Raw genomic sequence first — 19,037 nt, 5'->3', positions numbered from 1 at the left:
CGCCGCGCCGGCGGGGTGGGGCGGACAATGACCGGGTGCGGAGTCCCGGTGAGCGAGTGGCGTCCCGGGCCGTCCTGGTCTGGGCCGTCGCCCTGTCGCTCTACCTGCTCGCCGTGTTCCACCGCTCCTCGCTGGCCGTGGCCGGCCTGGTGGCCACCGAGCGCTTCGACATCTCAGCCTCCCAGCTGGCGACGTTCACGATGCTCCAGCTGCTGGTGTACGCCGGCATGCAGGTGCCCGTGGGCCTGCTCGTCGACCGCTACGGGCCGCGCAGCGTGCTGCTGAGCGGGGCGGTGCTGCTGTCGGCGGCCCAGACCGCGTTCGCCTTCGCCGACTCCTACCCCGTCGCGCTGGTGGCCCGCTTCTTCGTCGGCATGGGCGACGCGATGACGTTCATCTGCGTGCTGCGCCTGCTGGCCACCTGGTTCCCGGTGCGCCGCGTGCCGTTCTTCACCCAGCTGACCGGCACGATCGGCCAGACCGGCGCGATCGCGGCCGCGGTGCCGATGACCTGGGCGCTGGGCTCCTGGGGCTGGACGACCGCCTACCTGGTCACCGCGACCACCGGGGCGGTCCTGACCCTGGTGGCCCTCGTGGTGGTCGCCGACGCGCCGGGTCGCCGCCACACCCGGGGCGAGCTGATGTCGCCGGCCCGGGTGCTCGCCAGCCTGCGCGCCTCGTGGTCGCACCCCGGCACCCGGCTGGGCTTCTGGATGCACTTCTCCACCCAGTTCAGCGCGACGACGCTGACGTTGCTCTGGGGCTACCCGTTCTTCGTGCGCGGCGAGGGGCGCACGCCGGGCGAGGCCGGGCTGCTGCTGACCCTGGTGGTGGTGGCGGTGATCGTCAGCGGCCCGGTGCTGGGGTGGCTCATCGGCCTGCACCCCTGGCACCGCTCCTCGATGGTGATCGCGGTGGTCGTGGCCATCGTGGCGACCTGGACGCTCGTGCTCGTCTGGCCCGGGCCGGCCCCGCTGGGGCTGCTGGTGGTGCTCGCGCTGGTGGTCGGGGTCGGCGGGCCGGCCTCGATGATCGGCTTCGACGTCGGGCGCACCGCGAACCCGCCGGAGCGGATGGCCAGCTCGACCGGCATCATCAACGTGGGCGGCTTCTCGGCGAGCCTGGTGCTGGTGGTGGCCATCGGCCTGGTGCTCGACTGGCGCACCCCCGGCGGCGGCTCCGACTACACGCCCGGGGCGTTCCGCTGGGCGATGAGCACCCAGTACGTGCTGTGGACCCTGGGTCTGGTGCAGGTCTACCGCTACCGGCTGCGCGCCCGACGGGTGATGGACCGTGCCGCGCTGCAGGCGCGAGGCTGAGCCCATGAGCGGCACGGGCAGCGGCAGGGACGTCGAGCACACCCCCGACGGCCGGTACGTCGTCATCGACGGCCGGCGGTGGCGCGCGACCGACCCGGACCTGCCCCAGGAGCGGCGCGAGGAGCTGCAGAAGGCCCTGATGGCCTGGCGGCGCGACGTGCGCCGCACCCGCGGCACCGACGAGGAGGCGCGCTCGCGCGCCGGCGTGCAGCCGCGAAGGTGGCGCTGGGGGAGCGTGGGACGCCCTGGTGGGAGCAGAGCGACGACGAGCGCAGGGCGCGCTGGGAGGCCCGGGTGCCGCTGCCGGGTGAGGAGCCGGAAGGCTAGGGTTGGCACCGGCGCCGGGACGGCGCCTCCCCCCGCCCCCCCGACGAGAGGAACCGCGTGAGCGAGCACCGCGCGCTCGTGGTCGACGACGACCCCGACGTCCGCGACCTCGTCGTGATGGTGCTCGAGGGCCTGGGCCTCGAGACCCGGGCGGTCGGCACCGGCCGCGACGCGGTCAGCACCGCTCGTGAGTGGGCGCCCGACCTGGTCACCCTCGACCTCACGCTGCCCGACGCCGACGGCACCGAGGTGTGCCGCGAGCTGCGCACCTTCACCGACGCCTACGTGGTGATGATCACCGGTCGCGACACCGAGGTGGAGCGGCTCGTGGGCCTCGAGGTGGGCGCCGACGAGTACCTGGTCAAGCCCTTCTCCCCGCGCGAGCTCAAGGCGCGGGCCGCCGCCCTGCTGCGGCGCCCGCGGGTCGGCTCGCTGCCCGCCGCGCCGTCTCCCTCGGCGCCGCTGCGGCTCGAGGGCGGGCTGGTGGTCTCGCGCGAGCAGAAGTTCGCCACCCTGGACGGCGTGCCGCTGCCCCTGACCCCGCCCGAGCTCGACCTCCTCGCGACGCTGGCCACCCGCCCGGGGCAGCCCTGGGCGCGCGAGGCGCTGGCGGCCGAGGTGTGGTCGGGCGAGCTCATCGAGTCCGACTTCGTCGTCGACGTGCAGGTCGCCGGGCTGCGTCGCAAGCTGCGCAACGCCGCGGGCCGCGACCTGATCAGCACGGTGGGTGGCAGCTCGTACCAGCTCGACCCCGCTCGGTGAGCGGGCCGATCTCCGACCTCCACCCGGGCCTGGTGCGGGAGGCCGTCGCGCCCGAGCGGCTGGTCGTGGTGTGGACCACCGGCCCGGTCGCCGAGCTCCTCGAGGCGCTGGGCGACGCCGGTCACCTGCCGGTCCTGCTGGAGCCCGCCGAGACGCTCGACCTCGTCGACGTCTCCGGCGCGCCCTCGATGCTGATGGTCGACCCCGCGCTCCTCGACGACCCGACCCTGCGGCTCGTGGAGGAGGTGCGCCGGGTCTGCCCGCAGACCCGCGTGGTCGTGCTGGCCGGGTCCGGTGCCGACGGGGCGGGGCTGCTGCGCGCCATGCGAGCGGGCCTGACCGAGGTCGTCGACCCGGCGGAGCCGGGCACCGCGCTCGAGCTGCTCGGGCCCCGACCCCAGGGTGCGGAGGAGCGGGTGCTGGCCGTGGGCGCCCACCCCGACGACATCGAGATCGGCTGCGGCGCGACCCTGCTGCGCCACCGCCGGCTCGGGCACGCGATCACGGTGCTCACCCTGAGCCGCGGAGCCGTGGGCGGCCGGACCGAGCAGCGACGGCGCGAGGCCGCCGGCGCCGCGATGGCGTTGTCGGCCGAGCTGCTGATGGGCGACCTGCCCGACACCCGCATCGGCGACTCCCACGACACCATCAGCCTGGTCGAGGCCGCGATCGCGCACGCCCGGCCCACCACCGTCTACGTGCACTCCAAGCACGACCACCACCAGGACCACCGCGCCGTGCACGAGGCGACGGTCATCGCCGCGCGCCGCGTGCCGCAGCTGTACTGCTACCAGTCGCCGTCCTCGCGCAACGAGTTCGCCCCGACCAAGTTCGTGCCGGTGCGGGAGACCATCGAGGAGAAGGTCGAGCTGCTGGCGCACTACCGCTCCCAGGCCGAGCGGCACTACCTGGCACCCGACCTGGTGGTGGCCACCGCGCGCTACTGGGCGCGCCAGCTGCCGCACGCGCGCTACGCCGAGCCGTTCGAGGTGCTGCGGGCCAGCGAGCACGAGCCCTTCCCGACCAGCACCTGACACCGGGTGACGGCGAAACTAGAACACGTTATGGTTTAGCCGTGACCTCCCGGACCGGTGCCGACCCCGAGCACGTCGAGTGCGACGTCCTGGTCGTCGGTGCCGGGCCGACCGGGCTGTTCGCGGCCTACTACGCCGGCTTCCGCGGCCACCGGGTCGCCGTCGTCGACTCCCTGCCCGAGCTGGGCGGCCAGGTCACCGCGATGTACCCGGAGAAGCTCATCCTCGATGTGGCGGGGTTCCCCGCGGTCAAGGGGCGCGACCTGGTCGCCGGGCTGGTGGAGCAGGCCGCCAGTGCCGACCCGACGTACCTGCTGGGCCGCACCGCGCTGAGCCTCGACCACGGCGACGACGGCGTGCGGGTCGGCCTCGACGACGGCACGACCGTCTCCGCCGGCGCTGTCCTGGTCACCGCCGGCATCGGCAGGTTCACCCCGCGCCCGCTGCCGGCCGGGGAGGGGTGGCTGGGCCGTGGCCTGGAGTTCTTCGTGCCCCGCTTCGAGCCGTACGCCGACAAGGACGTGGTCATCGTCGGCGGCGGCGACTCCGCCTTCGACTGGGCGGTGCACCTCGAGCCGGTCGCCCGCTCCGTGACGCTGGTGCACCGCCGGGGGCAGTTCCGTGCCCACGAGCGCACCGTGGCCCAGGTGCGGGCCTCCTCGGTGCGCCTGGTCACCGAGGCCGAGGTGGTCGCGCTGCGCGCCGCCCCGGGCGACCCCGACGGCCCGCTCGGCGAGGTCGAGCTGCGCCAGGGCGAGGAGACCACGGTGCTGCCGTGCCAGGCGGTGGTGGCGGCGCTGGGGTTCGTGGCCGACCTGGGGCCGATCCAGCAGTGGGGGATCGAGGTCGACAAGCGTCACGTGGTCGTGGACCCCTCCATGCGCACCAACCTGCCGCGGGTCTTCGCCGCGGGCGACATCACCGAGCACCCCGGCAAGGTGCGTCTCATCGCCGTCGGCTTCGGCGAGGCGGCCACGGCCGTCAACAACGCCACCGTCGCCATCGACCCCGGGGCCAAGGTGTTCCCGGGCCACTCCAGTGAAGGGAGCTGATCCATGAGCACGATCAAGGTCGACTTCGACCTGTGCGAGTCGAACGCGCTGTGCGAGGCGATGGCCCCGCAGGTCTTCGAGCTCGACGACGACGACTACCTGCAGCTCAAGACCGAGCAGACGACCGACGAGAACCGCGCCGACGTCGAGCGCGCCGTGGCGGCCTGCCCGCGCGCCGCGATCCGGCTGGAGGACTGAGTGAGCACCTCCCTGGAGGGCCGCGTCGCGGTCGTGACCGGCGCAGGGGCCGGCCTGGGCCGGGCCGAGGCGCTGGCCCTCGCGGCCGCGGGCGCCGACCTCGTGGTCAACGACCTGCCGGGCGCGGCCGACCGCGTCGCCGACGAGGTCAAGGCGCTGGGGCGCCGGGTGCTGGTCGTCGAGGGCGACGTGGCCGAGCGGTCCACCGCCGACGCCATGCTGGCGGCCGCGGTCGAGGGCCACGGCCGCCTCGACGTCGTGGTCAACAACGCGGGCATGACCCGCGACCGGATGCTCTTCAACATGAGCGACGAGGAGTTCGACGCGGTGGTGCGGGTGCACCTGCGCGGGCACTTCCTGCTCTCGCGCAACGCCGCGGCCCACTGGCGCGCCCAGGCCAAGCAGCAGGGCGGCCCGGTCTACGGCAGCATCGTCAACACCGCCTCCGAGGCCTTCCTCTCCGGCCCGCCCGGACAGGCCAACTACGGCGCCGCCAAGGCCGGCATCGCCAACCTGACCGTGGCCACCGCGCGCGCGTTGGGCTCCTCGGGGGTGCGCGCTAACGCGATCTGCCCGCGGGCCCGCACCGCCATGACCGCCGAGGTCTTCGGCGAGGACACCTCGGGCGACGCCGTCGACCCCTACTCGCCCGACCACGTCGCCCCCGTGGTGGCCTACCTGGCCTCGCCGGCGGCCGAGCGGATCACCGGCCAGGTGCTGGTCGTGTACGGCGGGATGGTCGCCGTGGTGGCCGCCCCCGTCGTCGAGCAGCGCTTCGACACCACCGGGCCGACCTGGACCGCCGAGGAGCTCGACCAGCAGCTGGGCGGGTTCTTCGCCGAGCGCGACCCCGCCACCGGCTTCGCCGCCGACTCGATCATGAGGATGACCCTGTGAGCAGCAGCACCGAGGGACGGCTGGCCGGCAAGGTCGCCATCGTGACCGGCGGCGCGATGGGCCAGGGGGCCGGCATCTGCCGCGCCTTCGTGGCCGAGGGCGCACGCACGGTCATCGCCGACGTCGCCGCCGACGAGGGGGCCGCGCTGGCCGCCGAGCTCGAGGCCTCGCACCCGGGCATGGCGCGCTTCGCCCACCACGACGTCAGCGACGAGGACTCCTGGACGTCCCTGGTCGCCGAGACCTCCGAGCAGTGGGGGCCGGTCTCGGTGCTGGCCAACAACGCCGGGGTGCTGCGCTTCGGGCAGGTCGAGCGCCAGGACGTCGCCGACCTCGAGCTGATGTTCCGGGTCAACCAGCTCGGCTGCTTCCTGGGCATGAAGGCCGTCGCGCGCACCATGCGCAAGAACGGTGGCGGCTCGATCATCAACGCCAGCTCGACCGAGGGCCTCGGCGGCATGGCGGGCGTGGTGGCCTACGGCGCGACCAAGTTCGCGATCCGGGGCATGACCAAGGGCGCCTCCCACGAGCTCGGACCGCACGGCATCCGGGTCAACTCGGTGCACCCGGGCATGATCGACACCCCGATGACGCGCCAGCACGGCGGCGACGCCGCGATGGAGTACGGCGCCGCGAAGGTGCCGATGCGCCGCGTGGGACACCCCGCCGACGTCGCGCCGCTCTACGTGTACCTTGCCAGCGACGAGTCGACGTACGTCAACGGCGCGGAGATCGCCGTCGACGGCGGCGTCAGCGCCACCCACGCCTTCGGAGGATGAGCAGCAGATGGCCAACCAGCGCGGTCAGGTCCAGATGGACGAGGCCGAGGTCGATGCGTTCCTGACCGAGCAGCGCAGCTCGACGGTCGCCACGATCGGCAAGGACGGGGCCGTGCACCTGGTCGCGATGTGGTACGCCTGGCTCGACGGCCACGTCTACCTCGAGACCAAGGCCAAGTCGCAGAAGGTCGTCAACCTGCGCCGCGACCCGCGGATGAGCTTCCTCGTCGAGAACGGCCACACCTACGACCAGCTGCGCGGGGTCGCGCTGGAGGGCACGGGCGTGGTGCTCGAGGACGAGCAGCTGGTCTGGGACGTCTGCGTCAACGTCTTCGAGCGCTACAACGCGCCGTACACCGAGGAGATGCGCCCGTTCGTCGAGGTGATGGCCAAGAACCGGGTGGTCGTGCGCCTCGACGCCGACCGGGTGCGCAGCTGGGACCACCGCAAGCTGGGGCTGCCGGTGATGGACCTGGGCGGGTCCACGGCCGCCGCCGTGCGCTAGTCAGTCGCGCAGCAGCAGCCCGACCGCGACCTCGATCTTCTGGCTGGTCTCGGCCACGGTGGCGCGACCGGTGACCCACCCGACCAGGGCGGAGAGCCACACGTCGCCGATCACCTGGGCGATGGCGATGTCGGCCTCGCTGATCTCGTCGGTGGCGGGGTCGCGGTCCGGGTCCATCGCGCGGATCAGCATGCGTGTCATCAGCATGCCCACGTGGTCGATCTCGGTGCGCACCGAGGCGTCGGCGAACATGAAGGCACGGGTGAGCGCCTCGGTGAGGTGCGCGTCGCCGCGCACCCCGCGGCTGGTGGTCTTGAGCACGTTGACGACCCGCTCCGCGGGCGTGTCGCCCGGGATCTCGCGCTGGGCGAACTGCGCCTCGGCGCGCTCGAACTCGCGACCCAGCGCCGAGACCAGCAGGTGGATCTTGGAGGGGAAGTAGCGGTACAGCGTGCCCAGGGCCACCTCGGCCTGGTCGGCCACCGAGCGCATCTGCACCGCGTCGAAGCCGCCCCCCGAGGCCAGCGCGATGGTCGCGTCGAGGATGCGCTTGCGGCGCTCGCGCTGGGCGGCCGAGCCGAGCTCGTCGCTGGAGAGGGAGTTGCTGACGGTCACGCGTGACCCCTTGCTGGTTCGAGGGCTGGAAATCGACGGGTGCCACGGTACGGGTCCGGGGCGGGCGACTAGGCTACCGACGAGTCGTGACATGATAGAACACGTTCCACTTGGCTCCACCGGCCCGCAGGGGTGAGGCGGGCGCGGGTGGCCGAGACCCCCGACCGGCCCCGACGGCCGTACCGACCAGAGGAGCCAGGCATGCGGATCGCGATGCTGTCCTACCGATCCAAGCCGCACTGCGGCGGCCAGGGCATCTACATCCGCCACCTCAGCCGTGAGCTGGTCGCGCTGGGCCACGAGGTCGAGGTCTTCTCCGGCCAGCCCTACCCCGAGCTCGACGAGGGCGTGCGGTTGACCAAGGTGCCGAGCCTCGACCTCTACCGCGAGCCCGACCCGTTCCGGGTGCCCAGGCTGCGCGAGTTCCGCGACCGGGTCGACGTGGAGGAGTTCGCGACCATGTGCGCGGCCGGCTTCCCCGAGCCCAAGACCTTCAGCACGCGGGTCGCGCGGCTGCTGCGCGAGCGGGCCGACGAGTTCGACGTCGCCCACGACAACCAGGTGCTGGGCTACGGCATGCTCGACGTCGAGCAGACGATGCCGCTGATCACCACGCTGCACCACCCGATCACCTTCGACCGGCGCATCGACCTGGCCCAGACCCGCAACCCCTACCGCAAGCTCACCCTGCGCCGCTGGTACGGCTTCCTGCGGATGCAGGGCCGGGTGGCGCGCTCGGCCCGGGCGCTGATGACCCCCTCCGAGACCTCCAAGCGCGACATCGCCCGCGACTTCGGCGTCGACCCCGCCCGCATGCAGGTGATCCTGCTGGGAGTGGACGACGGGTTCGTCCCGCCCAGCAAGCCACGCGTGCCGGGGCGCATCCTCGCGATGGCCAGCGCCGACGCGCCGATGAAGGGCATCGCCACCCTGCTCGAGGCCTTCGCCAAGCTGCGCACCGAGCGCGACGTCGAGCTCGTGCTGGTCACCAAGCCGCAGCCGGGCGGGCGCACCGAGAAGCTCATCGACCGGCTCTCGATCGGCGACTCCGTGCGCTTCGTGCACGGCGTGAGCGACGCCGAGCTCGTGGAGCTGATGGGCTCGGCCGAGATCGCGTGCGTGCCCTCGCTCTACGAGGGGTTCTCGCTGCCGACCGCCGAGCTGATGGCCTGCGCGACGCCCCTCATCGTCTCGCGGGCCGGGGCCATCCCCGAGGTCGTGGGCCCCGACGGGCTCTGCGCCGACCTGGTGACCCCCGGCGACGTCGGCGAGCTGACCGCGGCCCTCGCCGCGCTGCTCGACGACCCCGAGCGCCGCGCGGAGATGGGGCGCGCCGGTCGCCGGCGCGTCGAGGAGATGTTCAGCTGGCGGGCGGTGGCCGCCACCGTCGCCGCGGCGTACGAGGACGTGATCGCCTCGTGGCACGCCACAGGACCGATGACCGGCACCGGCCGCAAGGGCCGGGGGACCAGAAAGTGGGGCACCAGTGCTCACCGTTGACTTCGACCGCCTGGGGCTGCGCCCCGGTGACCGCGTGCTCGACATGGGCGCCGGTGGCGGGCGCCACGCCTTCGAGGCCTACCGTCGCGGCGGCGACGTGATCGCCTTCGACATGGACGCCGACGAGCTGGCCGGGGTGCGCGAGCTCTTCGTGGCCATGCGCGAGGCGGGCGAGGTGCCCGACGGCGCCGAGGCCGACGTCAAGGAGGGCGACGCGCTCTCGCTGCCCTTCGCCGACGGCGAGTTCGACCGGGTCGTCGCGGCCGAGGTGCTCGAGCACATCCCCGCCGACATCCAGGCCATCGAGGAGCTCGCGCGCGTGCTGCGCCCGGGCGGCACCATGGCGGTCTCGGTGCCGCGCTGGTTCCCCGAGATCGTGAACTGGAAGCTCAGCGACGACTACCACAACGTGCCCTACGGCCACATCCGCATCTACTCCGACAAGGAGCTGATCGGCAAGCTGCAGAACGCCGGGCTCACCTTCGACGGCAAGGACTACGCGCACGGCCTGCACGCGCCGTACTGGTGGATCAAGTGCGCGGTCGGCGTCACCAACGACGAGCACCCGGCCGTCAAGGCCTACCACCGCCTGCTGGTGTGGGAGATCATGAAGCAGCCGCGCGCCCTGCGCCTGGCCGGCCGGGTCCTCGACCCGCTGATCGGCAAGAGCATGGTCCTCTACTTCACCAAGCCCGTGAGCGACCCGCGTGCGGCCTGAGGACCGCGTCGCCGACGCCGAGCTGGCCCGCCTGCCGTACGTCGACGGGGTGCTGAGCGCCCAGCAGGTCGCGCAGACCGCGCGCTCGATCGCCGACATGCAGGAGCCGTGCGGGTCGATCCCGTGGACGACGGCCGAGCACACCGACATCTGGAACCACGTCGAGGCCGCGATGGCGCTGCTGGTCGGGGGCGAGGTCGAGGCGGCCGAGGCCGCCTACGACTGGGTGCCCACCATGCAGCGCGCCGACGGCTCGTGGCCGATGAAGATCGTGGCCGGCGAGGTCGAGGACCCGCGCGGCGAGGTCAACATGTCGGCCTACCTGGCCGTCGGGATCTGGCACCACTGGCTGGTGCGACGCGACCTCGGCTTCGTGCAGCGGTTCTGGCCCTCGGTGCGCGCCGGCCTCGACTGGGTGGTGGGCCAGCAGCTGGCCTTCGGCGGCATCAACTGGACCCCCGAGGAGCAGGGCGCCCTCCTGGCCGGCTCCTCGAGCATCTACCAGTCGCTGCGCGCGGGCGTGGCCCTGGCCGACCTGCTCGACGACCCGCAGCCGGAGTGGGAGCTGGCCGGCGGCCGGCTCGGCCACGCCGTGCGCCGCCACCGCGACCTGTTCCTGGACAAGTCCACCTACTCGATGGACTGGTACTACCCGGTGCTGGGCGGGGCCGTGCGCGGCGACGAGGGGCTGGCGCTCATCGACAGCCGCTGGGACGACTTCGTGCGCCCCGGCCTGGGCATCCTCTGCGTCGACACCAACCCCTGGGTCACCGGCGCCGAGACCTGCGAGCTGGTGATGGCGCTCGACTCCCTCGGCGAGAGCCGCCGGGCCCTGGCGCTGCTCGGCGACATGCAGCACCTGCGCACCGAGGACGGGAAGTACTGGACCGGCTGGGTCTACGGCGACGAGGCGACCGCGACCGAGCCGGTCAACGTCAACTGGCCGCCGGAGTGGACGACCTACACCGCCGCCGCGGTGCTGCTGGCGGTCGACGCGCTGGGGGAGACCCACGGCCACGCGACGCCCGGCTCGGGCATCATGCGCGGCACGTCGCTGGCCCCGCACTTCGCCGAGATCGGCCTGGAGTGCGGGTGCTCGGACGAGCCGGCCTCAGCCGACGGGTTCTCCCGCCGCGCCTGAGACCCGCCGCAGCACCCGCATCGACCCCAGCGCCTCGACCTCCTCGAAGGCGCCGGAGGCCAGCGCCCGCTGGTGCACGTGGTACGGCGCCTGGCCGCCGTCCGCGGGGTCGGCGAAGACGTCGTGGATCACCAGCAGGCCCCCGCTCACGAGGTGGTGCGCCCAGCCGGTGTAGTCGGCCTGGGCGTGCTCCTCGGCGTGCCCGCCGTCGATGAACAGCAGCGAGAGCGGCGTGGCCCAGTGCCGGCTGACGGTCGTGGAGCGACCCACGACCAGCACCACGTGGTCGCTGAGCCCGGCGTCGTGCAGGGTGCGGCGCGCGAAGGGCAGGGTCTCCATCAGGCCCACCTCGCCGTCGACGACCTCCGGGTCGTGGTGCTCCCACCCGGCCTGGTTCTCCTCCGAGCCGCGGTGGTGGTCGACGCTGAAGACGACCGCCTGGTCGCCGCCGACCGCCCGGGCGGCGGCACCGAGGTAGACCGCCGACTTGCCGCAGTAGGTGCCGACCTCGAGCACCGGGCCGTGGGCCAGCCGCTCCAGGGCGCGGCGGTGCAGCAGCGCGCCCTCGTCCTCGGGCATGAAGCCCTTCGCGGCCAGGGCATGGGACAACCAGTCGTCGCTCACGCCGCTCAGCCTATAGAGTTGGAACACGTTCTAGTTCTGGAGGGCACTGCATGTCGATCGGGATCTCCGAGGAGCACGCCGAGCTGGCGGCCAGCCTGCGCTCGTGGGCAGCGGGCCTGGACGGTCCGGGTCTCGCCCGGGCCGCCGAGCAGGACGCCTCGGCCGGCTTCGAGCCGGCCTGGAAGGCGCTGGTCGACATGGGGGTCCCGGCGATCGGGGTCGCCGAGGAGCTCGGCGGTGGCGGCGGTGGCGCGCTCGACGTGGCGGTCGCCCTCGAGGCCTGCGCCCACGCGCTGGTGCCCGGTCCGCTGCTGGGACCCGTGGTCGCCGCGCACCTCGCGGCCGGCCCGGTCGGCGACGAGGTCGTCTCCGTCGTGCTCGACGGCGTGCTGTGGGACGCACCCACCGCGACCCGGGTGCTCCTCGCCGACGACGACGGCCTGGTGCTCGTCGACCGCGCCGCCGTGGACGCCTGGCCGGCGACCGGGCTCGACCTGAGCAGGCGCTTCGCCAGGGTCCGCGCCGTCGACACCGCCGACACTGCTGGCGCCACCCGGCTCGAGGGCACCGGCGCGGCTGCCCTGCGTCGCTGCGCGGTGACCTACGCGGCGGCCGAGGCGGCCGGACTGGCCCGCTGGTGCCTGGAGACGGCCGTGGCCCACGCGAAGGTCCGCGAGCAGTTCGGGCGGCCGATCGGCAGCTTCCAGGCCGTCAAGCACCTCTGCGCCGAGATGCTCGAGACGGCCGAGGCCGTCACCGCCGCCGCCTGGGACGTGGCCGCGGCCGCGGCGGACGGCGACGACGGCCAGTGGGTCTTCGCCGCCGACGTCGCCGAGGCCACCTGCTTCGACGGTGCCGTCGAGGTCGCGAAGTCCTGCATCCAGGTGCTCGGTGGCATCGGCTTCACCTTCGAGCACGACGCGCACCTCTACCTGCGCCGGGCGCTGGCCCTGCGGGGACTCCTGGGTCGCGGCGACGACGCTGCCCAGCGGCTGGTCGACGCGGCCGTGCGGGGCGTGCGCCGGCGGGTGCGGCTGGACCTCCAGGGACGCGACGCGGAGCTGCGGCCGGGGGTGCGCGCCGACGTGGCCGGCGTGGCCGCCCTCCCGCCCGAGCAGCGCCGCGGCGCGCTGGTCGACACCGGGCTGCTGACCCCGCACTGGCCGGCGCCGTACGGGCGGGGGGCCGGTGCCGTGGAGCAGGTCGTCATCGACGAGGAGCTCGCCGAGGCCGGTGTCGAGCGCCCCGACATCGTCATCGCCGGGTGGGCGCTGCCCACGATCGTGCAGCACGGCAGCCAGGCGCAGCGCGAACGGTTCGTGCTGCCCTCGCTGCGCGGGGAGATCGTGTGGTGCCAGCTCTTCTCCGAGCCCGGCGCCGGCTCCGACCTGGCCTCGCTGCGCACCCGAGCGGTGAAGGTCGACGGCGGGTGGCGGCTGACCGGGCAGAAGGTCTGGACGTCGCTGGCTGACCGTGCCGACTGGGCGATCTGCCTGGCCCGCACCGATCCCGACGTGCCGCAGCACCGCGGCATCACCTACTTCCTGGTCGACATGCGCGGCTCGGAGGGCATCGACGTGCGCCCGTTGCGCGAGATCACCGGCGAGGCGCTGTTCAACGAGGTCTTCCTGGACGACGTCCTGGTGCCCGACGACTGCGTGGTCGCCGAGCCCGGCGACGGGTGGCGGCTGGCGCGCACGACCCTGGCCAACGAGCGGGTGGCGATGGCCGGCAGCCGGTTGGCGACCTCCACGGAGAGGGCGGTCGAGCTGGCCGCCACCGGCGACCTGGGGTCGGCGCAGCGGGCGGCGGTCGGCCGCTCGGTGGCCCTGTCCACGGTCTGCACGCTGCTCGGGGTGCGCTCGACGCTGCGCTCGCTGGCGAGCCAGGGGCCGGGGGCGGAGTCGAGCGTCGCCAAGCTGCTCGGCGTGCGCAACCGCCAGGACGCCGCCGAGCTCGTGGTGGACCTGCAGGAGGCCGCGGTGGCGGCGTACCTGCCCGGCGACGACGACCCGGCGCTGCGGCAGGTGGGCGAGGACGTCCGCGAGATGCTCAGCACCCGCTGCCTCTCGATCGCGGGTGGGACGACGCAGGTGCTGCGCAACGTCGCCGCAGAACGGATCCTGGGACTGCCCCGCTGAGGGTGGCCACCCGGGTAAAGTCCAGGACGAACCGGCAACGGAGGGGGACTCGTGGCTCGCATCCTGGTGGTGGAGGACGACGTCGACGTCCACGCCCTGCTCCAGATGCTCCTCGAGGACGCGGGCCACACCGTGTGGGCCTGCACCGACGGTGCCGGCGCCCTGGCACTGGCCACGGGCACGGGCACCGCGCCCGACCTGGTGCTGCTGGACGGCGCGCTGCCCGGGGAGCTCGACGGCCTCGACGTCGCGGCCGCGCTGCGGGGGCACCCGCTCACCGCCCAGGTGCCGATCGTGATGCTCACCGCGCGCTCGCGCGCCGCGGACGAGCAGGCGGGCCTGGCGGCGGGAGCCACGGAGTACGTGCTCAAGCCCTTCGACACCGAGGAGCTGCTGGGCCGGGTCTCGGCCCTGCTGGGCTGAGGCCTCCACCGCTCAGGCGGTCGGCAGCCGGACCTCGAAGGTGGTGCCCCGGCCCTCCTCGGAGGTGACGTCGACGGTGCCGCCGTGGCCCTCGACGATCGTGCGCACGATCGTCAGGCCGAGCCCGGTGCCCTGGACCCCGGTGCTGACCGCCGTGCTCGCCCGGAAGAAGGACTCGAAGAGCCGCTCCTGCTCCGAGGCGGGGATGCCGACGCCGGTGTCGCTGACCCGCAGCACGGCGGTGCCGGGGGAGCCGGTCAGGGTGACGTCGACGCTCCCGCCGTCGCCGGTGAACTTCACGGCGTTGGAGACCAGGTTCATCAGCACGCGCTCCAGCTGGTCGCGCTCGCCGTTCACCACGACGGGCTCGTCCGGCACGTCGGTGCGCAGGGTCAGGTCGCGCGACGCCAGGAGCGCCTCGGTCTCGGAGAGCGCGGCGGCGACCACCTCGCGCAGGTCGCAGGGCTCGACGGTGACCTCGTCGCGGGCCGACTCGACCCGCGAGAGCGACAGGATGTTCTCGATGAGGCCCAGCAGCCGGTGCCCGCTGCGGTCGATGCGCGCGACCATGTCGCGCTGCCGGTCGGTCAGGGGGCCGCCCGCGCCGGTGCCGAGGAGCTGGGTGAAGCCCAGGACGCTGGTCATCGGGGTGCGCAGCTCGTGGCTGACCGAGGAGACGAACTCCGACTTCTCGCGGTCGAGCTCCTCGAGCCGCTCCACCGCCAGCTGCTCGCGGTCCAGGGCGGCGCGCAGGGTGCGCTCGGCGGCGCGGCGCTCGGAGACGTCGTGGGCGACCGCGAGGTAGCCGGCGGGCGCCGCGTCGTCGCCCTGCAGGACCGTGGTGGCCACGCTGACGGTGACCTGGCTGCCGTCGCCGCGCACCCAGCACCAGTCCTGGCGACCGGGGCTGCCGTCGACGACCGAGCGCATCACGGTGCCGAGGTCGCTGACGCCCGGCTCACGGCGCGCGCGCAGGGCCTCCGGGTCGTAGATCGAGGTCAGCGGCGAGCCCACCAGCGCGGCCGCGGGCCGGCCCAGCAGGTCCTCGGCCCCCGGGTTGACGTAGGTGACGACCCCCTCGGGGTCGGTGCCGATGATCGCGGTGCCGGTCGCGGAGTCGAGCACCGCCGAGGTCAGCTCGCGCTCGCGGCGCAGCGCCGACGCGGCGGCGCGCGCCTCCTCCAGGGCGGTGCGGCGCTGCTGCACCGCGATCGCCAGGGGGAGCGCGACGACGGCCATGGTGACGATGAAGAGCTGGACCATGGCCCCGCGCGCCTGGGCGTCGATGCTCTCGGGCGCGCCGAAGGGCCCGCCCGCCTCGGCCGTCATCAGGGTCACCCCGGTGCTGATGACCAGGATCTGCCAGGTCAGCCAGCGCACCGGCAGGACCGCGGCACCCCACACGACGAGCGGGACCACCAGGAACGTCAGCGGCAGCTCCTGGCCCGGGGCGAAGACGACCGCCGAGAGGGCCGCGGTGAGCGCCAGCTGCGCCACCACCGCGGCGGATCGACGCTCGAGGAGGCCGGGAGCGGGGGTGGAGCGCAGGAAGACCGGCACCACCGCCAGCAGCGCGGCCGAGTGGGAGGCGGCCACGCTGCGCGCGGTGCTCCACGGGTCGCCGTCGGTCATCACGGCCACGACCACACCCGCGACCGCGCCGATGCCGAGCCCGGTCGCGAGGCCCACGACCAGCAGCCGGCGGAAGTCCTCACCGGTCACCAGGGAGGGGCGGGCCCGCAGCCCACCCAGCGCCACGCAGAAGACCAGCACCTCGGCGGCGTTGACGACGCCGTAGACCAGGGAGAGCGGGACCGGGCGGCCGCCGACGGCGTTGGCCGCGGCCGACAGCGGCACCAGCAGGCCCAGCAGCAGCGGCCAGTGCCGCCGGTCGTGCAGCAGCAGCAGGCCGGCGCCGACGCCGGAGGCGGGCCACCAGGCGGCGACCTCCGTGCCCGGCACCGCGAAGCGCACCGAGACCACGCCGAGGACGAAGACCAGGCCCAGCAGCCCGGCCGCCGCGGCCACCGGCACGCGGCGCGGGGCCTCGGCGGTGGGGGTGGTCACCGGCCCATCATGGTTCCAGCGTGCCGCGGGTGGTGGACCCGGTGCCGGTGAGTCGCGCGTCAGGACCGGGTGCGGCGTCACCGGCTGCCCTGCGCCTCGCAGCAGTCCTCGGCCTGCAGCGGGTCGACGGAGGGGCCACGGCGGTCCAGGTGCAGCTGGACGACGCGGGTCAGGTCCGCGACGCGGAAGGGCTTGGGCAGGTAGCCGTCGGCGCCGGCCGCGAGGCCCGCGTCGATGTCCTCCGGGGCGGTCAGGGCCGAGAGGAGCACCACGGTGGTGCGCGGCCGGCGGCCGTGCGAGCGCCGCTCCATGCTGCGCAGCGACGCGGTGAACCCGATCCCGCCGAGCACCGGCATGCTCACGTCGACGATCGCCAGGTCGACGGGCTGCTGCTCGAGGTGGTCCAGCGCTCGGGCGCCGTCGGGACTGGTGGCGACATCGTGGCCCTCGGTGGTCAGCGCGAGCTCGACGAGCTCGCGGATGTCTTCGTCGTCGTCCACGACCAGGATCGTCGCCATGTCGTCCTCCCTCGCCCCGAGCGGCTCCCGGGCTGTCCCCCCACCGTGGCCCCGGCGGCGTCGGGGCGGCGTGTGGAACGGTGCCGACGGTGTGAGGAAAGCGTGAGGATCGTCCAGGCGCGGCACTAGGCTCGGGACATGGCGAAGGTCCTCGTGGTCGACGACGACCCCGCGCTGCGCCAGGCCCTGCGCGGCGCGCTGGGGCGGGTGGGCTTCGAGGTGGTGGTGGCGCCCGACGCCCGGGGCGGGCTGGACCTGCTGACCACGGCACGACCCGACGCCGTGGTGCTCGACCTCGGCCTCCCCGACGCCCACGGCCTCGACGTGGTCCGGCGCTTCCGGGGTCTCTCGACGGTGCCGGTGCTGATCCTCTCGGGCTCCACCGAGGAGTCGCGCAAGGTGCAGGCCCTCGAGGCCGGGGCCGACGACTACCTCGACAAGCCCTTCGGCGTCGAGGAGCTGGGTGCGCGCCTGCGGGCCCTCCTGCGGCGCAGCGGCGCCGCCGAGGGCGACCCGGCCGGAGCGCGGCCGGCGGTGCTCGACCTGGGCCGGCTCGTGGTCGACCTGGGTGCGCGGACGGTGGTCGTCGACGGCGACCCCGTGCACCTCACCCCCACGGAGTGGCGCCTGCTCGAGGAGCTCGCGGCCCACCCCGGCCGGTTGCTCACCCACCGCTGGCTGCTGGCCCGGGTGTGGGAGGAGGGGCGGGGCGAGGAGTCCCGCGCGGCCCTGCGCACCCACGTCCGGTCGCTGCGCGCCAAGCTCGGTGACCCCGCCGAGCGCCCCACCTACGTCGCCACCGAGAGCGGGGCGGGCTACCGCTGGATCGCCGAGCCGCCCGACGCGGCGGGTGCGGCGACCGTCGAGGACGCACCGGGCGAGGTGCCCGACACCCGGGCGCTGGTGCACGACCTCAACAACGCGCTGACCGCCCTGCAGCTCGGCGTGCACCTGGCCCAGGGCCGCCTCGAGCGCTCCTCCCTCGACGACGAGGAGCGCCGCGCGGTGCTCGCGCCCCTCGACCACCTCGACGCCACCCTCGCCCGGGCCGGGCGCCTGGCCGTGGCGCTGGAGCACCGCGCCATCGGCGAGCAGACCGCCCGGGGGGACTAGGTCGCGGCGCCGGCCCGGGCGCTGCGGTGGGTGTGCCAGTGCCAGTGCAGGTAGCGGTCGATGGCCCGCACGACGTGCGCGCTGCGGATCGAGGGGAAGACGTCGAAGGCGTGCTGGGCGCCCGGCAGCTCGGCGTACACGACCGAGCGGCGCGAGGTGCTGCGCAGGCGCTCGACGAAGAGCCGCGCCTGCTCCACCGGCGCGAGCGAGTCGTGCCGGCCGTGCAGGACGAACATGTCGGGGGCCCGGTCGGTGACCTGGAGGATGGGGGAGGCGTCCTCGAAGACCTCCGGGTCCTCGGCCCAGCGGCGGCCCAGGACGCGCGGGCCCAGGAACCGGTCGCGCATCAGCTCGGCGGCACGCACCCCGGTCGAGCCGGCGAAGTCGTAGATCCCGTAGTGCGGCACCGCGACCTGCACGCTGGTGTCGGCGTCCTCGAACCCGGGCTGCCACTCGCGCCGGTGCGGCGTCAGCGCCGCGAGCGCGGCGAGGTGGCCCCCCGCGGAGCCGCCGGTGATGGCGATGTAGCCGGGGTCGCCGCCGTAGGCGCTGATGTGCTCGCGCACCCAGGCGATCGTCTTCTTGACGTCCTCGATCTGGGCCGGCCAGCGGTCGCGCGGGGCCAGGCGGTAGTTGACCGCCACGCACACCCAGCCCTTGGCCGCCAGGTGCTGCATCAGCGGGATGCCCTGCTGGTCCTTGCGGCCGATGGTCCAGCCGCCGCCGTGCACCTGGAGGAGCACGGGGGCGCCCTCGGGCGGGGAGTCGACGGGCCGGTAGACGTCGAGCATGCCCCGGCGCCCGAGCGCGTCGTCGTAGGCGATGTCGCGCTCCACCCGCACCCGCGGCTCGCGCATCCGGAACGGGTAGACCAGCCGGCGCCACGGCAGGGCCAGGTCGGCCGGGCTCGGCCGCGTCTCCAGTCCGTCCTCGTAGTCGGCCCCGAGCGCCTCGGTCAACGACTCCTCGGCCACCCGGCGCACCCGCCGGCTCTGGTCGAGGAGGTAGGCCAGGCCCGCCGAGCTGGCGGCGGCCAGGGCCAGGCCCCGGGCGTCACGGCGGGGGCCCGTCGCGTGGGCGGCGGCGTCGGCCACGGTGGCGGCCAGCACGTGCGGGGCGAGCTCGCCGACCAGCCAGCTGGGGAAGAACGAGAGCAGGGCCGTGCGGTAGCCCGGCACGGGGCGCACGGCGTTGGCCACGAGGGCAGCGGTCACGACCTGGCGTCGGAGGAAGGCCATGGCGCGCACTCTAGGGCGGCGGGGGAGCCGCCGCGGCGGGTGTGCGGAATCCACGGACCTGTGCAA

19 protein-coding genes are annotated in these 19,037 nt (G+C 74.3%); 14 read left to right on the top strand and 5 right to left on the bottom strand.

The features are described 5' to 3' along the window. The first annotated feature begins 35 nt into the window (after positions 1 to 35). From H0S66_RS18810 to H0S66_RS18775, 8 genes are all read left to right on the top strand, one after another. Positions 36 to 1,319, top strand: a complete 1,284-nt coding sequence (locus tag H0S66_RS18810; RefSeq protein WP_258016998.1) for an MFS transporter — start codon at positions 36 to 38, stop codon at positions 1,317 to 1,319. A 384-nt stretch (positions 1,320 to 1,703) separates the two neighbouring features. Continuing rightward, positions 1,704 to 2,408, top strand: a complete 705-nt coding sequence (locus H0S66_RS18805; protein ID WP_258016997.1) for a response regulator transcription factor — start codon at positions 1,704 to 1,706, stop codon at positions 2,406 to 2,408. Then, the gene (locus tag H0S66_RS18800) at positions 2,405 to 3,442 is read left to right on the top strand and encodes a PIG-L deacetylase family protein (RefSeq protein ID WP_179616715.1); all 1,038 of its coding nucleotides are present in this window, start codon (positions 2,405 to 2,407) and stop codon (positions 3,440 to 3,442) included. Before H0S66_RS18805 ends, H0S66_RS18800 begins: the two co-directional genes overlap by 4 nt. 41 nt (positions 3,443 to 3,483) lie before the next feature. Continuing rightward, positions 3,484 to 4,494, top strand: a complete 1,011-nt coding sequence (locus tag H0S66_RS18795; RefSeq protein WP_179616714.1) for an NAD(P)/FAD-dependent oxidoreductase — start codon at positions 3,484 to 3,486, stop codon at positions 4,492 to 4,494. A 3-nt stretch (positions 4,495 to 4,497) separates the two neighbouring features. Then, positions 4,498 to 4,692 carry a ferredoxin gene (locus tag H0S66_RS18790; protein ID WP_179616713.1) on the top strand — a complete coding sequence of 65 codons (195 nt, stop codon included), beginning with the start codon at positions 4,498 to 4,500 and terminating at the stop codon, positions 4,690 to 4,692. After that, entirely contained in the window at positions 4,693 to 5,589 is an 897-nt protein-coding gene (locus H0S66_RS18785) for a 3-oxoacyl-ACP reductase (protein ID WP_179616712.1), read from the top strand. Then, positions 5,586 to 6,368 (top strand): SDR family NAD(P)-dependent oxidoreductase, encoded by a 783-nt coding sequence (locus tag H0S66_RS18780; RefSeq protein ID WP_258016996.1) that lies wholly within the window; start codon positions 5,586 to 5,588, stop codon positions 6,366 to 6,368. The genes H0S66_RS18785 and H0S66_RS18780 overlap by 4 nt, the downstream gene beginning before the upstream one ends. Positions 6,369 to 6,375: 7 nt before the next feature. Next, positions 6,376 to 6,873 carry a pyridoxamine 5'-phosphate oxidase family protein gene (locus tag H0S66_RS18775; protein ID WP_179616711.1) on the top strand — a complete coding sequence of 166 codons (498 nt, stop codon included), beginning with the start codon at positions 6,376 to 6,378 and terminating at the stop codon, positions 6,871 to 6,873. On the opposite strand, the gene H0S66_RS18770 is transcribed toward H0S66_RS18775, so the two are convergent. Continuing rightward, a complete protein-coding gene (locus tag H0S66_RS18770) occupies positions 6,874 to 7,488 on the bottom strand; it encodes a TetR family transcriptional regulator (protein WP_258016995.1) in 615 nt (204 codons plus the stop codon). It lies immediately after the preceding gene. 201 nt (positions 7,489 to 7,689) lie between these two features. Between H0S66_RS18770 and H0S66_RS18765 the strand changes: the two genes are divergently transcribed. The 3 genes from H0S66_RS18765 to H0S66_RS18755 are packed head-to-tail and all read left to right on the top strand — an operon-like array spanning position 7,690 to position 10,847. Beyond that, positions 7,690 to 8,988: a glycosyltransferase family 4 protein gene (locus H0S66_RS18765; protein ID WP_179616709.1), complete on the top strand. Its 1,299-nt coding sequence runs from the start codon at positions 7,690 to 7,692 to the stop codon at positions 8,986 to 8,988. Then, positions 8,975 to 9,706, top strand: coding sequence for a class I SAM-dependent methyltransferase (locus tag H0S66_RS18760; protein ID WP_179616708.1), 732 nt, complete (start codon positions 8,975 to 8,977; stop codon positions 9,704 to 9,706). Before H0S66_RS18765 ends, H0S66_RS18760 begins: the two co-directional genes overlap by 14 nt. Then, positions 9,696 to 10,847: a prenyltransferase gene (locus H0S66_RS18755; protein ID WP_258016994.1), complete on the top strand. Its 1,152-nt coding sequence runs from the start codon at positions 9,696 to 9,698 to the stop codon at positions 10,845 to 10,847. The genes H0S66_RS18760 and H0S66_RS18755 overlap by 11 nt, the downstream gene beginning before the upstream one ends. Here the strand turns inward: H0S66_RS18755 and H0S66_RS18750 are convergent. Then, on the bottom strand, positions 10,818 to 11,471 hold the full coding sequence (locus H0S66_RS18750; RefSeq protein ID WP_258016993.1) for a class I SAM-dependent methyltransferase: 654 nt from the start codon (positions 11,469 to 11,471) through the stop codon (positions 10,818 to 10,820). The two genes, H0S66_RS18755 and H0S66_RS18750, sit on opposite strands and share 30 nt — an antisense overlap. A 50-nt stretch (positions 11,472 to 11,521) precedes the next feature. On the opposite strand from H0S66_RS18750, the gene H0S66_RS18745 reads away from it, so the two are divergent. Continuing rightward, entirely contained in the window at positions 11,522 to 13,612 is a 2,091-nt protein-coding gene (locus H0S66_RS18745) for an acyl-CoA dehydrogenase family protein (RefSeq protein ID WP_179616707.1), read from the top strand. A gap of 51 nt (positions 13,613 to 13,663) precedes the next feature. Next, positions 13,664 to 14,035, top strand: coding sequence for a response regulator transcription factor (locus tag H0S66_RS18740; protein WP_218876374.1), 372 nt, complete (start codon positions 13,664 to 13,666; stop codon positions 14,033 to 14,035). 12 nt (positions 14,036 to 14,047) lie between these two features. On the opposite strand, the gene H0S66_RS18735 is transcribed toward H0S66_RS18740, so the two are convergent. Next, positions 14,048 to 16,102 (bottom strand): sensor histidine kinase, encoded by a 2,055-nt coding sequence (locus H0S66_RS18735; RefSeq protein ID WP_179616706.1) that lies wholly within the window; start codon positions 16,100 to 16,102, stop codon positions 14,048 to 14,050. A 77-nt stretch (positions 16,103 to 16,179) separates the two neighbouring features. Beyond that, complete coding sequence (locus tag H0S66_RS18730; RefSeq protein WP_179616705.1) at positions 16,180 to 16,620, bottom strand: response regulator; 441 nt, start codon at positions 16,618 to 16,620, stop codon at positions 16,180 to 16,182. Between the two features lie 138 nt (positions 16,621 to 16,758). Here H0S66_RS18730 and H0S66_RS18725 point away from each other — a divergent pair, with 138 nt between their 5' ends. Next, positions 16,759 to 17,733 carry a response regulator transcription factor gene (locus H0S66_RS18725; protein ID WP_179616704.1) on the top strand — a complete coding sequence of 325 codons (975 nt, stop codon included), beginning with the start codon at positions 16,759 to 16,761 and terminating at the stop codon, positions 17,731 to 17,733. Here H0S66_RS18725 and H0S66_RS18720 read toward each other — a convergent pair. Next, a complete protein-coding gene (locus H0S66_RS18720) occupies positions 17,730 to 18,971 on the bottom strand; it encodes an alpha/beta hydrolase (protein ID WP_179616703.1) in 1,242 nt (413 codons plus the stop codon). The two genes, H0S66_RS18725 and H0S66_RS18720, sit on opposite strands and share 4 nt — an antisense overlap. Positions 18,972 to 19,037: the final 66 nt, after the last annotated feature.

The organism is Nocardioides marinisabuli (assembly GCF_013466785.1).
GTDB classification, from domain to species: Bacteria; Actinomycetota; Actinomycetes; order Propionibacteriales; family Nocardioidaceae; genus Nocardioides; species Nocardioides marinisabuli.
Note: the sequence above shows the minus strand (reverse complement) of the source record. Positions and strands in the feature narration are given on the sequence as shown.